The following is a 12,788-nucleotide window of genomic DNA, read 5'->3' as shown; positions in this document are numbered from 1 at the left end:
CCGCGGGATTGCGGCGGACGTGGCGGAAACAGCGCAACGCAGAATCCGGCAAAGCCCAGCGTATGTCAAGCACGTGAAAGTCCCGTGACAGCGCGCCACGGTGTGCCCAGGTTCAGTCCGGCCCGTGCAGCGATCGCAGCCCCAGGTGGTGCATCAGCTCGCGCAGGATCAGCAGCACCGCGTCTCCTGCCGCATCGTCAAAACCGGTGCCGCGCGCCGAGGGCGCACCCACCGCCCGGGCCGCCAGCAGCTGGTACTCGCGCTCGATGCCGTCCAGTCCAGTGGACCCTTGCGCCATCACGGCAATGGCACTGCCGCGTTGCAACGGCGCCAGACTTCCAGCGCTCAACACCATGCGCGCGCCGCGCGGCACCTGGGCCGCAATGCGCTCGATCGCGTCCTCCACGGTCTGGATGCCGTTCTCCACCGCCAGCGCCGACGGGCCCGACGCCGACGGCGCCCACAGCGAAGCCATGCCGACCGGCAAGGTCCAGGCAAAGCCGTCGGGTGCGGTGATCACGGTCTGGTGCGCCCCGATGTCCAGCGCCAGCCGCGGGCCGGTGTCGGCTTCGTTCATGGCGCACCCTCGTCCAGCGCGAGGGCCAGTAGCGCCAGGGCGCGCTGGTCGATGCCGTGCGCGAGCCCGGGCAGCAGGTCGGCCCGGGCATCGGCGCCCAGGGCCTGCAGCTGCTGTGCGCCCTGCGCGCTGAACGCCGCCGGGATCACCGGGTCCTGCGTGCCGTGGATGAAACGGAAGGCCACGCCCGCCGGCGCGGTCTGCGGCGGCACGGCAAAGCGCCCGGACATCGCCACCACCCGCGCAGCCAGAGGCTCGCCGGCCTGCGTCGATTCGAGCGACATGATCGCGCCCTGCGAGAAGCCCGCGAGCACCGTCTGCGAAGCGCCCAGCCCTGTGTGGGCCTGCCAGCGCAGCACGGTCTCGGCAAAGCGCGGCATCACCGCCGCGATGCGTTCGGCGCGGTTGGCCTCGGTCACGCCCTGCACCGGGAACCACTGCCAGCCGGTGCCGAAATCGGACGCGAAGGGTGAGCGCACCGCCACCACCCAGCGATCCTCGCGCGCCAGCGCGGGGCCCAGCGGCTCAAAGCCCTCGGGGCTCGCGCCCACGCCATGGAACAGCAGCACCAGCTGGCGCGCGGGGGCTGTGGGGCGGTGAAGGACGAGGTCGCCCGCGGGCGCTTCGGTGCGGGTGTCCATGTGGGCCGCCCTGTTCACGCCGCCACCGCGTCGGGAAGCTCACCGAACTGGAAGGCGTCCATCGACAGCACGCCATGAGTGATCCCCCCTTCGATGCGCGTGGCCGGCACCTCGGCGCCCGCCGCACCAGCGGCCACCATCAGCGGCCACAGGTGTTCGGCCGTGGGGTGGGCGCGCTGGGCGTGCGGCGCAATCGCCATGGTCTGCTGCAGGCGCGCGTGGTCGCGGCCGGTCACGACACCGTTGATCCAGTGCGCGAACTCGACTGCGTAGGTTTCTGCGTTGGCATCGGGCGCGTCAAAGCGCACCTCGTAGAGGTTGTGCGTCAGGCTGCCGGAGCCGATCACCAGCACACCTTCCTCGGCCAGCGGCGCCAGCGCCTGGCCGTAGGCGTAGGCAGCGGCGCCGTCCAGCCGCGCGGGCAGCGAGACCTGGAACACCGGCACGTCGGCCTGGGGCAGCAGGTGCATCAAAGGCACCCAGGCGCCGTGGTCCAGGCCCCATTGCGTGTCGGCCTCGGCCGCGTAGCCCGCGGCGCGCAGCAGTTCGATGGCGCGCTGCGCCACGTCGGGCGCGCCGGCCGCGGGGTACTGCAGCTGGTAGAGCGCGGGCGGGAAACCGCCGAAGTCGTGAATGGTCTGCGGGCGCGGCGTGGTGGCCACGCGCGGCTCTCGCGTGGTCCAGTGCGGCGAGACGACGAGGATGGCCTTGGGACGCGGCAGGGTCTGGCCCAGCGCGGTCAGCGCCGGGCCGGCCTGGCCGGGTTCGATGGCGAAGGTGGGCGAACCGTGGGAGATGAAGAGCGTGGGCAGGCGGGACATGCGGATTCCTGGTGGGTGGCGCCGGCTGTACCGGCATGGGAATCACTGTAGGTGCGCCGCCGCGCGCCATCGTTCGAAGCCCTCGCCGGTCACGTTCCAATTTTTTGAAGCCGGGGTCGGCGGGAACACCGGCTGGGATAATCCACCCCATGGCAAACAAGCAACGTGTGGTGGTCGGATTGAGCGGGGGCGTGGACTCCGCGGTGAGCGCGCACCTGCTCAAGGAGCAGGGCTACGAGGTCATCGGCATCTTCATGAAGAACTGGGAGGACGACGACAACAGCGAATACTGTTCGTCCAACATCGACTTCGTGGACGCCGCCTCGGTGGCCGACGTGCTGGGCATCGAGATCGAACACGTCAACTTCGCCGCCGAATACAAGGACCGCGTGTTCGCCGAGTTCCTGCGCGAGTACTCGGCCGGCCGCACGCCCAACCCCGACATCCTCTGCAACGCCGAGATCAAGTTCAAGGCTTTCCTGGACCACGCCATGCGCCTGGGCGCCGAGAAGATCGCCACCGGCCACTACGCCCGCGTGCGCTTCAACGAGGCCGCCGGCAAGCACGAGCTGCTCAAGGGCCTGGACCCGTTGAAGGACCAGAGCTACTTCCTGCACCGGCTCAACCAGGCGCAGCTCTCGAAGACCCTGTTCCCGGTCGGCGAGCTGCCCAAGACCGAGGTGCGCCGCATTGCCGCCGAGATCGGCCTGCCCAACGCGAAGAAGAAGGACAGCACCGGCATCTGCTTCATCGGTGAGCGGCCGTTCCGCGACTTCCTCAACCGCTACATCGCCAAGGAACCAGGCCCCATCAAGGACCCGACGGGCCGCACGATTGGCCAGCACGTGGGCCTCTCCTTCTACACGCTGGGCCAGCGCCAGGGCCTGGGCATCGGCGGCGTGAAAGCCAAGGGTGCGCAGAAAGGCGGCAACGAGCACGAGCCCTGGTTCGTCGCGCGCAAGGACGTCGAGAAGAACATCCTCTGGGTGGTGCAGGGCCACGACCACCCCTGGCTGCTGGCGCCCAGCCTGCGCGCCGAGGACCTGAGCTGGGTGGCGGGCGAGGCCCCGACGGCGACGCAGATCGCGGCCAAGACGCGCTATCGCCAGAGCGACGCGGCCTGCACGCTGGCAGTGGACGACACCGGCTTCACGCTGCGCTTTGCCGAGCCGCAGTGGGCCGTGACGCCCGGCCAGAGCGCCGTGCTGTACGACGGCGAGGTCTGTCTGGGCGGGGGCGTGATCCACACCGAGGCCGCGAACGCCCCCTGAGGGGCTTGGTCTGCGGCGTCAGTCCGCGGTGATCTTGCGGGCCTGGATGGTGGCGGCCCACTGGGCGGATTCCTTCTTCATGAAGGCCGCGAAATCGGCCCGCGTGGTGGGCTGGGGGGTCAGCCCGTGGTGCATCAGGGCCTCTTTCAGGCCCGGGTCGTTGAGCACCTTCACGATCTCCTGGTTCCAGCGGTCGAGCAGCGGCACCGGCGTCTTGCCGGGCGCCACGAAGGCGTACCAGTTGAGCGCCTCGAAGCCCGGGTAGCCGGCTTCGGCCACGGTGGGAATGTTGGGCAGGTAGGCCGGGCGCGTGAGACCGGTGGTGGCCAGGGGCACCAGCTTGCCGCTCTCGATGTGCGGCATGGCCGTGGGCGGCGCGGAGAAGTAGGCCGCGATGCGCTCGCCCAGCAGGTCCTGCAGCGCGGGCGCGCCGCCCTTGTAGGGCACATGCACCATGTCGATGCCGGCCCGCTGGTTGAACAGCTCACCCGCCAGGTGCGAGGCCGAGCCGGGGCCGGTGGAGGCGAAGTCGAGACTGCCGGGCTTCTTCTTTTCCAAATGCACGAATTCGGCCAGCGTCTTCACGCCCACGCCCTTGTGCACGACCAGCACGTTGGGGAAGTTGACACCGCCCGAGATGGGGGCCAGGTCGGTGAAGGGGTCGTAGGCCAGCTTCATCAGGTGCGGCGCGATGGTGAGCGGTCCAACCGAACCGAAGAGCAGCACCGAACCATCGGGCGCCGACTTGGCCACGGACTGGTGCGCGATGTTGCCGCCCGCGCCGCCCTTGTTCTCCACGATCACCGACTGGCCGATGTTCTCACCCAGCTTCTTCGCGATCAGACGCGCGGCCGAGTCGGCCGCACCGCCGGCCGCAAAACCCACCACCAGGGTGACCGGTTTCTTCGGCGGGAAATCCTGGGCGTGTGCAGGCGTGAGGACAAGGCCCCCCAGCGAGAGGCAGGACAGGGCGAGCGCGGTGGCGCGCAGGAAGGCTCTTTTTTGCATGGCAAGGTCTCCTCGGTGAGGTTCGTGGGGGAAGGGTGATCGGATGCGGGCAGTGCCCGCTCAGTCGGCGCCGAGGCCGACCGGGTTGGGCTGGCGCTTCTCCACCGCGTGGCGCAGCAGCGCGGCGGTGCGGAAGATGCCGTGGCCGAACTTGCCGTAGGGCATGGTGGCGAACAGCGCCATCACCGCGCCCAGGTGCAGGCACAGCGTCAGTGCCAGGGCCGGCGTACCGCGCGCGGCCCACAGGGCCAGGCCGCTGGTGGCGGTGAGGAACAGCAGGGCGATGAAGCCGCGGTCCATGGGCTTCTGCGCGGCGTCGCCGTGTTGCGGATGGCGCCGCAGGTTCAGCCGCCACAGGCCGGCGGTGCCGATGGCCAGGCTCACGCCGCCCACCGCACCCAGCAGCTTGGGCAGGCTGGGCAGGTCGTAGGGCGCGGGCAGGGCCAGCAGGTAGTGGTAGAGCGTGGCCACGCTGGTGGCGGCGAAGCACAGCAGGAAGCCGTAGAACGTGAGGTGGTGGTAACGCCGGCGCGAGAGCGTGTGGGCGTCGTCCTCGTTGTGGCAGCCGTCGCCGTGGCCGCCGTCCAGGTATTTCAGGCGCAGCACGGCACCCGTGGCCTCGGTGGTGGCGGGGGTCGACAGCGGCGCGCCGCTGGTGGCGGGCGTGATCTCGCGCCAGAAGCGGCGCACGCCCAGCGCCAGCGCCAGCGTGGCGAACCCGAACACCGGCGCGAACAGGCCCACCAGCAGGTTGTGCGGGAAGATCCCATAGAAGTCGCTGCCCGGCGCGGTCCACAGCGCGCCCAGGCCCTGCCCCTGCAGCACCACGGCCAGCACCAGGAACAGCGCGAGGCCGACAGCCAATGCCACCGACAGCGTCAGGCCCTGGCGCTGGTACAGCCGGCCCAGGGTCGGCGGCCATGCGTAGTCCACATAGGTCTGGCCGCGCACCTGTGCCATGGCCTGCGGCACATTGACCGCGAACTCGTGGGGTGGCGCGTACTGGCAGGCGTGCAGGCAGGCGCCGCAGTTGTGGCAGAGGTTGGCCAGGAAGTGGATGTCGGCCTGGCCGAATGCGAGCCGGCGCGTCATGGCCGGGAACACGGCGCAGAAGCCTTCGCAGTAGCGGCAGGCGTTGCAGATCTGCATCTGGCGCGCGACCTCGGTTTCGGGCGCGGACAGCACGACCTCGCCGTGGGCCAGGGCGCGGGCGTCGCGGGCCAGGGCTTCAAGCGTGTGCATGGCGCGCTCCTTTCAGCACGGCCTGCGCGGCCTGGGTGCCCGCGATGCGGCCGAAGGCGGTGCCGATGCTCATGCCGACGCCCGCCGTGTAGCCCTGACCGAGCACGTTGCCGGCCATCATTTCGCCGGCCACGAAGAGGTTGTCGCTCGGGCGGCTACCGAAGTGCACCGCCGCGGTCTCGTCCGTCTTGAGCCCGAGGTAGGTGAAGGTGACGCCGGGCTTGAGCATGTAGCCGTAGAACGGTGCGGTGTCGATGGGCCGTGCCCAGTGGGTCTTGGCGGGGGCCACGCCCTCGGTGTGGCAGTCGTCCAGCGCGGTGTGGTCGAAGCGGCCGACGCGGCAGGCGGCGTTGTAGTGATTCAGGGTCTGCATGAAGGTGGCTGGATCGAGGCCGAGCTTGTGTGCCAGCTCGGGCAGGGTGTCGGCCTTGACGCCGTCGAACACCGGCGGCATGAAGCGGCCGATGGCCTTGGCGTCGATGATGGAAAAGCCCACCTGGCCGGGTTGCTGCGCCACCAGGCGGCCCCAGATGGCGTAGCGCTTGGGCCAGAAGTCCTCGCCCTCGTCGTAGAAGCGGCGCGCCTCGCGGTTGACCACCACGCCCAGGGACACGCAGTCGATGCGGGTGCAGATGCCGCCGTCGTACAGCGGCGCGCGCGCGTCGATGGCCACCATGTGCGCCTGCGTCGGGTCGCCGATGGGGTCGGCGCCCAGGTCGAGCAGTTGCTTGAGCAGCACGCCCTGGTTGAAGCGCGTGCCGCGGATCAGGAAGTTGTCCGAGGGCCATTCGCCGCGGGCGTTCTGGCCCCAGGCCTCGCGCAGCCAGTCACGGTTCGATTCAAAGCCACCGGCCGCCAGCACGCAGCTGCGCGCGGTGATGCGCTCGCCCTTCACCCACGCCGCCACGAAACGGTCGCCGTCCATCTCGATGCGGTCCACCGGCGACTCGTAGCGCACCTGCACGCCCAGGCGTTCGGCGCTGCGGAAGTAGGCGTTGACCAGGGCCTTGCCGCCGCCCATGAAGAAGGCGTTGGTGCGCGCCGTGTGCAGCGCGCCCGAGAGCGAGGGCTGGAAGCGCACGCCGTGGCGCACCATCCAGGGCCGGCAGGTGGCCGAGGCGCGGATCACCAGCCGGGCCAGGGCCTCGCTGGTCTTGCCGCCGGTGACCTTGAGCAGGTCCTGCCAGAACTCTTCTTCGGGGTAGGCGTCGACCAGCACGTCCTGCGGCGCGTCGTGCATGCAGCGCAGGTTGCGGGTGTGGGCGGAATTGCCGCCGCGCCATTCGCGCGGCGCGGCTTCGAGCAGCAGCACGCTGGCACCGGCTTCGCGCGCCATCAGGGCGGCGCACAGGGCGGCGTTGCCGCCGCCGATCACCAGGACATCGGGGTCCGTTGACATGGGTCTCCTTCGTGTTCTCTCGGGGAACGCCGGAGCCGATCCGGCGCATGAGGAACTGTAGGAAGACCGTCGCCCGCTGTGCAGCGGGCCCACGTCATGGGGGTATCACGGGTTGTGATGGGTGTCGGGCAGTGCCGCCAGGGCGGTGGCGCCGGACCACCGGCCCTCGCCCAGCAGCGTGCGCACGCAGTCCTTGAGCACCACGCGCGCGGCCAGCGCGGCCGGCGAGAGCTCGTCGTCCGACAGGCTGCACAGCAGGTTCACGCGGCGCGCCGGTGCGTCGGTGATGCGCGCGCACTGGAAGCGCTGCGCCGCGTCCGGGTAGCGCCCCAGGGCCGCCCAGGGCTGCAGCGTGGCGCCCAGGCCGGCGTCCACCGCGGCCATCACCATGGCCAGCGAATCCACCTCCAGCACCACGCGCGGCGAAATGCCCGCGCCCGCGAAGGCCGTGTCCAGCGTGCTGCGCAGGCCGTGCGGCCCGGTGGGCAGGATCAGGGGCACCTCGGCCAGCCCGGCGATGGCGATCTCGGCGGGCAGGCACGGAGCGCCCGCGCGCTGCACCAGGAACAGGTCTTCCTCCAGCAGCGGCTGCACACTCCAGCCGCGTCCGCCACCGTCCTGCCGGGTCTGGTGCAGGCGGGTGTCGAACAGCACCGCGAGGTCGAGCTGGCGCGCATTCAGCATGGCCGTGAGGTGGCCCGACATGCTTTCGACCATGTGCAGGCGCACGTCGGGGTAGCGCTCGCGCATGGCCTGCATCAGCGGCAGGCCCAGCACCGCCGAGGTGGTAGGGGCCAGCCCGACCGAGACCGAGCCCGACAGGCGCGCCTGCTGCGCGGCCCGCGCAGCCTGCTCCGCGTGGCGCAGGGTCAGCTGCGCCTCGCGGAAAAAGGCCACGCCCGCTTCGGTGGGCGCCACGCCGCGCGGCGTGCGGTTGAGCAGTCGGGTGGAGAGTTCGCTTTCCAGTCGTGTGATCTGCTGGCTCAGGGCCGACTGCACCACGTCCAGCTCGATCGCGGCGCGGCTCATCGAGCCCAGCTCGACGATGCGCACGAAGTACCGCAGCTGACGCAGTTCCATGGGGTGGCCTGTGGTGGTGGTTCGCCCGCCGGGGCGGCGGGTCCGGGGTGGAGAATACCGCCACCACCACCCGCCCCGCCCGCCCGCATGCACCTGCCCCTGACCGACTGGTTCCCCATCCTCCGCTGGGGCCGGACCTACAACCGCCCGCTGCTCGCCGCCGACCTGACGGCCTCGGCCGTGGTCACGCTGCTGCTGATCCCGCAGAGCCTGGCCTACGCCATGCTGGCCGGCATGCCGCCGGTCACCGGGCTGTACGCCAGCATCCTGCCCATGGTGGTCTATGCGCTGATGGGCAGCAGCACGGTGCTCGGCCCGGGGCCTTCGGCGCTGCGTTCGATCATGTCGCTGGCCACGGTGGGCACCGTGGTGGGCGCTGGCAGCGCCGACTTCATCGCCGCGAGTGCGGTGCTGGCGGTGATGGTGGGCCTGGCCCTGCTGGTCATGGGCGCGCTGCGCATGGGCTTCATGGCCAGCTTCCTGAGCCAGCCGGTGCTCTCGGGCTTCATCACCGCCTCGGGCCTGCTGATCGGCATGAGCCAGCTCAAGCATGTGCTGGGCATGCCCCTGAGCGGCGACGACGTGCCCAGCTTCGCCCGCAGCCTGGCCGCCCATTTCGGCGAGGTCCATGGCCTCACCCTGGCCGTGGGCCTGGGCGCGCTGGCGGCGCTGTGGGCGGCCCGGCGCTGGCTCAAGCCCCTGCTGTGCCGCCTGGGCGTGCCGGCGGTGGCGGCGGACCTGGCCGGCAAGGCCTCGCCGCTGCTGGTGATCCTGCTGTCCATCGCGCTGACCACGGCCCTGGGCTGGCCGCAGCAGGGGCTGGCGGTGGTGGGCGACATTCCGCAGGGCCTGCCCAGCCTGGTGCTGGCGCCGCTGCTGGAACTGCCGAGCGCCACCGTGCGGGCGCTCATGGTGCCGGCGCTGCTGATCGCAGTGATGACCTTCATCGAGCAGATCTCCATCGCCCAGGGCATGGCCGCCAAGCGGCGCGAGCGCATCGACGTGAACGCCGAGATGCGGGCCATGGGCGGTGCCAACCTGGCGGCCGGACTGACCGGCGCCTTCGCCGTCGGCGCGAGCTTCTCGCGCACTTCGGTGGTGGCCGAGAGCGGTGGCCGCACGCCCGCGGCCGGCATCATCACCGCGGCGCTGCTGGCCTTCACGGCTCTGTTCCTCACGCCCTGGCTGCACGACCTGCCCATGGCCGTGCTGGCCGCGACCATCCTTATCTCGCTGGGCTCGCTGATCGACTTCCGCAGCTTCCCGCTGAACTGGCGCTACGCGCGCGCCGACTTCGCGGCCCAGGCCCTGACCTTCTCCGTCACGCTGCTGGTCGACCTGGTCACCGGGCTGACCGTCGGCGTGATCGCCTCGCTGGCGCTGCACATCTGGCGCAGCAGCCGCCCGCACATCGCCGTGGTGGGCAACGTGCCCGGCACCGAGCACTACCGCAACGTGCTGCGGCACCAGGTGGTGACGCGCCCGCACATCCTGGGCCTGCGGGTGGACGAGAGCCTGTTCTTTGCCAATGCTCGCCACCTGGAGGACCGCATCACCGCCGAGCTGGCCGCCCACCCCGGCGTGCGCCACGTGGTGCTGCAGTGCACCGCGGTGAACGACATCGACGCCAGCGCGCTGGAGAGCCTGCGCAGCATCCACCGGACCCTGCAGGAAGCCGGCATCCAGCTGCACCTGAGCGAGGTGAAGGGGCCGGTGATGGACCGCCTGCACCGCAGCGACTTCCTGGAGCGGCTCTCGGGGCAGGTGTTCCTCACGCACCACCAGGCCATCAGCGCACTGGACGAGCCGGCGCCAGACCCCGCGGCCCAGATCTGAGCCGCCCGTCTCAGCCCCTGCGGCGCAGCAGGCGCACGAGCATGGGGCGCACGAAGCGGGCGCCGTCCGCGCCCAGGTGCGGCTCAAAGGCGCGCCGCACGCGGGCTTCGATCTCCGGCGTGATCTGGTGGTCGGCAAAGCTCGGGTAGAGCATGCGCTGGGCGAAGGCGGGCCAGTCGGGGTAGTGCACCGGCTGGGCGAAGCGGCGCTCGGCGGCCGCCTCCCACTGGTCGCCGCTGGCCAGCGCGCGGTCCAGCGCGGACTGGGCGGCGGCCCGCACCACACCCTCGTCGTTGTAGACGCGCACGATCTGGTTGAAGGCTCCACCGTAGACCGGCTCGCTCACATAGAACCAGCCGCCCGGCCGCAGCACCCGCGCCACCTCGGCCAGCGCGCGGTGCATGGCGGGAATGGGCACGTGGTGCAGCGACTTGAGCATGAGGGCGCCGTCGAAGCTCTGGCGCGCAAACGGCACGACCTCGGCGCTGGCGGACAGGAACTTCAGCCGCTCCTGGGGCCGCGACAGGTTCTTCGCGTGCTGCACGGCATCGACCTCCAGGCCCACCACCTCGCTGTCCGCATGGCGCTCCAGCACCTCACGCGCCAGCCGCGCGTTGCCGCAGCCCAGTTCGATGATGCGTTGCCCCGACAGGGGCACGAGGTCGGCCAGCAGGTCCAGCTCGTTGTCGAGCTGCGGGAAGTGGTCGGGGTTCGGGGCGGCGGTGGTCATGTCCTGCTGCGCGGAGATTCGGGAAGAGGCCTGTGTCATCTCTGGGCGGCCATGGAGCCCATGCGGGCGAAAAACCCATCGCGGGTGAGGCCGGCGAAATGGGGGCTCCAGCGCCGCTGCTCGAGCACCGTGCTCACAGCGCGGGCGTGCCGCCCGTGCCCGGCGAACAGCAGGGTTTCGTCGGGCAGGGTGAAGATGCGCTGCTGCACGCTGTCCCACAGCGCCGCCGGCTGGGCCGGCCCAGGTTGCCTCGGACAGGCGTCGACGGTCAGCAGGTCGCCGCAGAACACGCGGTCCCGCCACAGGTAGCTCTGGCAATGGGCGGTGTGGCCCGGCGTGTGCATCACTTGCACGAAACCCGCGCCCAACGGCAGCCGCCCGCCGTCGGCCACGCTGCGCACGCCCTCGCGCCGGGCACCCTGCACCACCGGCGCCCCCAGGCGCAGCAGGCGCCCGAATTCGCCGGGCGGCTGGTCGTCGTGGCCATCGTGCTCGTGGGTGCGCAACACCCAGCGCAGGCGCAGGCCGGCCTCGTCCAGCAGGGCCATCAGCACCGGCCAGTCGCCGCTGCGCGGGTCGACCAGGGCGGCTTCGTGCGCCGCTTCGTCGGCCAGCAGGTAGCTCAGCGCGCCGCTGTGTTCGTCGTAGAGGATGCGCAAGGTCATCGGGGGTCGGGTCGTCCGGAGCACGGACCTTTCCAAATTCCATGCCAGCCTGGCCCGGCCGGCAAAAACCTGTGGCCACAAGCACTTGCACGACACCGCGAGGGCCGCCGGCACCGCCTTGACTGCCAGATCTGGCAGACAATGTCGGACACGACCGCCCCCAGCGGGTACCCCCATGAAACCCCTGCCCGAACTCACCGCCTTCCTCGAAGGCCTGCCCGAGCCGCACATCCTGTTCGACGCGCAGTACCGCATCCTGGCGGCCAACGCCGCCTACCGGCGCCAATTCAGCCCCGAGCGCAGCGTGGTCGGCCGGCACTGCTACGAGGTCTCGCACCATTTCGCCGTGCCCTGCGACCAGGCCGGCGAATCCTGCCCGCTGGCGCAGTCGAAGCTGTCGGGCCAGCGCGAGCGCGTGCTGCACCTGCACCACACGCGCCGCGGCGAGGAGTACGTGAACATCGAACTCTCGCCCCTGCCGGGCGCGGACGGGCAGCCGGCCTTCTACGTGGAGAAGATGGAGCCGCTGCGGGTGGCCCAGGGCCAGCCGACGGCGCAGGGCCTGATCGGCCGCTCGCCCGCCTTTCAGCGCATGCTCGGCCTGGTGGCGCGGGTGGCGCCGGCACCGGCCACCGTGCTGCTGCTGGGCGAGTCGGGCACCGGCAAGGAACTGGTGGCGCGCGCCATCCACGAGGCCAGCCCGCGCGCCAGCAAGCCGCTGGTGCCGGTGGACTGCTCCAGCCTGCCCGAGACGCTGTTCGAGTCCGAGCTGTTCGGTCACGAGCGCGGCGCATTCACCGGCGCGGCCACCGCCAAGGGCGGCCTGGTCGAGGCGGCCAGCGGCGGCACGCTGTTCCTCGACGAGGTGGGCGACATCCCGCTGGCGATGCAGGTCAAGCTGCTGCGCCTGCTGGAGACCGGCATGTACCGGCGCGTGGGCAGCACCGAGCCACGGCACGCCGACATCCGTGTGATCTCGGCCACCCACCGCGACCTCGACCGAATGATGGCCGAGGGGCGCTTCCGCGAAGACCTGTACTACCGGCTCTCGACCTTCCCGATTCCTCTGCCGCCGCTGCGCGAGCGCGCGGGCGACCTGGCCCTGCTGGCCGAGGCGCTGCTGGAGCGGGTGGCGGCCCCGCGCCGCCTGCGCCTCACGCCCGCCGCCATGCACCTGCTGGAGGCCCAACCCTTCCCCGGCAACGTGCGCGAGCTGCGCAACCTGCTGGAGCGCACCGCCCTGCTGTGCGACGGCGAGCTGATCGAGGCGGCCCATGTCGAGGAGGCCATCGCGACCGGCCGGCGGCCGGGCCGTGCCACGACCGGGCCATCGGCACCGGCCACGGCCGGCGACACGGTGCGGGCCGCCGGCCGTGAGACGCTGCGCGCCATCGTCGCCGAGCACCGGGGCAACCGCGCCGCTCTGGCGGCCAAGCTGGGCATCAGCGAACGCTCGCTCTACCGCAAGCTCAAGTCCCTCGAATGAGCACCGCCGGGCCGGGGCATCTGCGTTAGGCT

Annotated in this window: 12 protein-coding genes; 3 read left to right on the top strand and 9 right to left on the bottom strand. The window is 71.2% G+C overall.

Annotation, left to right across the window (positions count from 1 at the left end; genetic code table 11):
- Positions 1–112: 112 nt before the first annotated feature.
- From ACFOPI_RS09485 to ACFOPI_RS09475, 3 genes are read right to left on the bottom strand one after another with little or no spacing between them, the layout of a single operon-like run.
- The gene (locus ACFOPI_RS09485; protein WP_382173278.1) at positions 113–577 is read right to left on the bottom strand and encodes a hypothetical protein; all 465 of its coding nucleotides are present in this window, start codon (positions 575–577) and stop codon (positions 113–115) included.
- Positions 574–1,218: an esterase gene (gene ypfH, locus ACFOPI_RS09480; protein WP_382173276.1), complete on the bottom strand. Its 645-nt coding sequence runs from the start codon at positions 1,216–1,218 to the stop codon at positions 574–576. Before ypfH ends, ACFOPI_RS09485 begins: the two co-directional genes overlap by 4 nt.
- Positions 1,219–1,232: 14 nt before the next feature.
- Positions 1,233–2,039, bottom strand: coding sequence for a dioxygenase family protein (locus ACFOPI_RS09475; RefSeq protein ID WP_382173274.1), 807 nt, complete (start codon positions 2,037–2,039; stop codon positions 1,233–1,235).
- 149 nt (positions 2,040–2,188) lie between these two features.
- On the opposite strand from ACFOPI_RS09475, the gene mnmA reads away from it, so the two are divergent.
- The gene (gene mnmA, locus ACFOPI_RS09470; RefSeq protein ID WP_382173272.1) at positions 2,189–3,310 is read left to right on the top strand and encodes a tRNA 2-thiouridine(34) synthase MnmA; all 1,122 of its coding nucleotides are present in this window, start codon (positions 2,189–2,191) and stop codon (positions 3,308–3,310) included.
- A gap of 18 nt (positions 3,311–3,328) precedes the next feature.
- On the opposite strand, the gene ACFOPI_RS09465 is transcribed toward mnmA, so the two are convergent.
- From ACFOPI_RS09465 to ACFOPI_RS09450, 4 genes are all read right to left on the bottom strand, one after another.
- Entirely contained in the window at positions 3,329–4,318 is a 990-nt protein-coding gene (locus tag ACFOPI_RS09465; protein ID WP_382173270.1) for a Bug family tripartite tricarboxylate transporter substrate binding protein, read from the bottom strand.
- 60 nt (positions 4,319–4,378) lie between these two features.
- Positions 4,379–5,560, bottom strand: a complete 1,182-nt coding sequence (gene tcuB, locus ACFOPI_RS09460; protein WP_382173268.1) for a tricarballylate utilization 4Fe-4S protein TcuB — start codon at positions 5,558–5,560, stop codon at positions 4,379–4,381.
- Entirely contained in the window at positions 5,547–6,959 is a 1,413-nt protein-coding gene (gene tcuA, locus ACFOPI_RS09455; RefSeq protein WP_382173266.1) for an FAD-dependent tricarballylate dehydrogenase TcuA, read from the bottom strand. The genes tcuB and tcuA overlap by 14 nt, the downstream gene beginning before the upstream one ends.
- Positions 6,960–7,064: 105 nt before the next feature.
- On the bottom strand, positions 7,065–8,039 hold the full coding sequence (locus ACFOPI_RS09450) for a LysR family transcriptional regulator (RefSeq protein WP_382173264.1): 975 nt from the start codon (positions 8,037–8,039) through the stop codon (positions 7,065–7,067).
- 87 nt (positions 8,040–8,126) lie between these two features.
- Here ACFOPI_RS09450 and ACFOPI_RS09445 point away from each other — a divergent pair, with 87 nt between their 5' ends.
- Positions 8,127–9,875: a SulP family inorganic anion transporter gene (locus ACFOPI_RS09445; protein WP_382173262.1), complete on the top strand. Its 1,749-nt coding sequence runs from the start codon at positions 8,127–8,129 to the stop codon at positions 9,873–9,875.
- A gap of 10 nt (positions 9,876–9,885) precedes the next feature.
- Here the strand turns inward: ACFOPI_RS09445 and ACFOPI_RS09440 are convergent, their stop codons facing one another.
- Both ACFOPI_RS09440 and ACFOPI_RS09435 read right to left on the bottom strand, forming a co-directional pair.
- Positions 9,886–10,605 (bottom strand): class I SAM-dependent methyltransferase, encoded by a 720-nt coding sequence (locus tag ACFOPI_RS09440; protein ID WP_382173261.1) that lies wholly within the window; start codon positions 10,603–10,605, stop codon positions 9,886–9,888.
- A 35-nt stretch (positions 10,606–10,640) separates the two neighbouring features.
- The gene (locus tag ACFOPI_RS09435) at positions 10,641–11,270 is read right to left on the bottom strand and encodes a hypothetical protein (RefSeq protein ID WP_382173260.1); all 630 of its coding nucleotides are present in this window, start codon (positions 11,268–11,270) and stop codon (positions 10,641–10,643) included.
- Between the two features lie 175 nt (positions 11,271–11,445).
- Between ACFOPI_RS09435 and ACFOPI_RS09430 the strand changes: the two genes are divergently transcribed.
- Positions 11,446–12,756, top strand: coding sequence for a sigma-54 interaction domain-containing protein (locus tag ACFOPI_RS09430; protein WP_382173258.1), 1,311 nt, complete (start codon positions 11,446–11,448; stop codon positions 12,754–12,756).
- The last annotated feature ends 32 nt before the right edge of the window (positions 12,757–12,788 follow it).

The sequence above is a fragment of the Hydrogenophaga luteola genome (assembly GCF_042648585.1).
Lineage (GTDB): Bacteria > Pseudomonadota > Gammaproteobacteria > Burkholderiales > Burkholderiaceae_C > Hydrogenophaga > Hydrogenophaga luteola.
Note: the sequence above shows the minus strand (reverse complement) of the source record. Positions and strands in the feature narration are given on the sequence as shown.

Bases quoted from the DNA above. Each gene is read 5' to 3' on its own strand.
- ACFOPI_RS09485 (WP_382173278.1), bottom strand. From the start codon at position 577: ATGAACGAAGCCGACACCGGCCCGCGGCTGGCGCTGGACATCGGGGCG.
- ypfH (WP_382173276.1), bottom strand. From the start codon at position 1,218: ATGGACACCCGCACCGAAGCGCCCGCGGGCGACCTCGTCCTTCACCGC.
- ACFOPI_RS09475 (WP_382173274.1), bottom strand. From the start codon at position 2,039: ATGTCCCGCCTGCCCACGCTCTTCATCTCCCACGGTTCGCCCACCTTC.
- mnmA (WP_382173272.1), top strand. From the start codon at position 2,189: ATGGCAAACAAGCAACGTGTGGTGGTCGGATTGAGCGGGGGCGTGGAC.
- ACFOPI_RS09465 (WP_382173270.1), bottom strand. From the start codon at position 4,318: ATGCAAAAAAGAGCCTTCCTGCGCGCCACCGCGCTCGCCCTGTCCTGC.
- tcuB (WP_382173268.1), bottom strand. From the start codon at position 5,560: ATGCACACGCTTGAAGCCCTGGCCCGCGACGCCCGCGCCCTGGCCCAC.
- tcuA (WP_382173266.1), bottom strand. From the start codon at position 6,959: ATGTCAACGGACCCCGATGTCCTGGTGATCGGCGGCGGCAACGCCGCC.
- ACFOPI_RS09450 (WP_382173264.1), bottom strand. From the start codon at position 8,039: ATGGAACTGCGTCAGCTGCGGTACTTCGTGCGCATCGTCGAGCTGGGC.
- ACFOPI_RS09445 (WP_382173262.1), top strand. From the start codon at position 8,127: ATGCACCTGCCCCTGACCGACTGGTTCCCCATCCTCCGCTGGGGCCGG.
- ACFOPI_RS09440 (WP_382173261.1), bottom strand. From the start codon at position 10,605: ATGACCACCGCCGCCCCGAACCCCGACCACTTCCCGCAGCTCGACAAC.
- ACFOPI_RS09435 (WP_382173260.1), bottom strand. From the start codon at position 11,270: ATGACCTTGCGCATCCTCTACGACGAACACAGCGGCGCGCTGAGCTAC.
- ACFOPI_RS09430 (WP_382173258.1), top strand. From the start codon at position 11,446: ATGAAACCCCTGCCCGAACTCACCGCCTTCCTCGAAGGCCTGCCCGAG.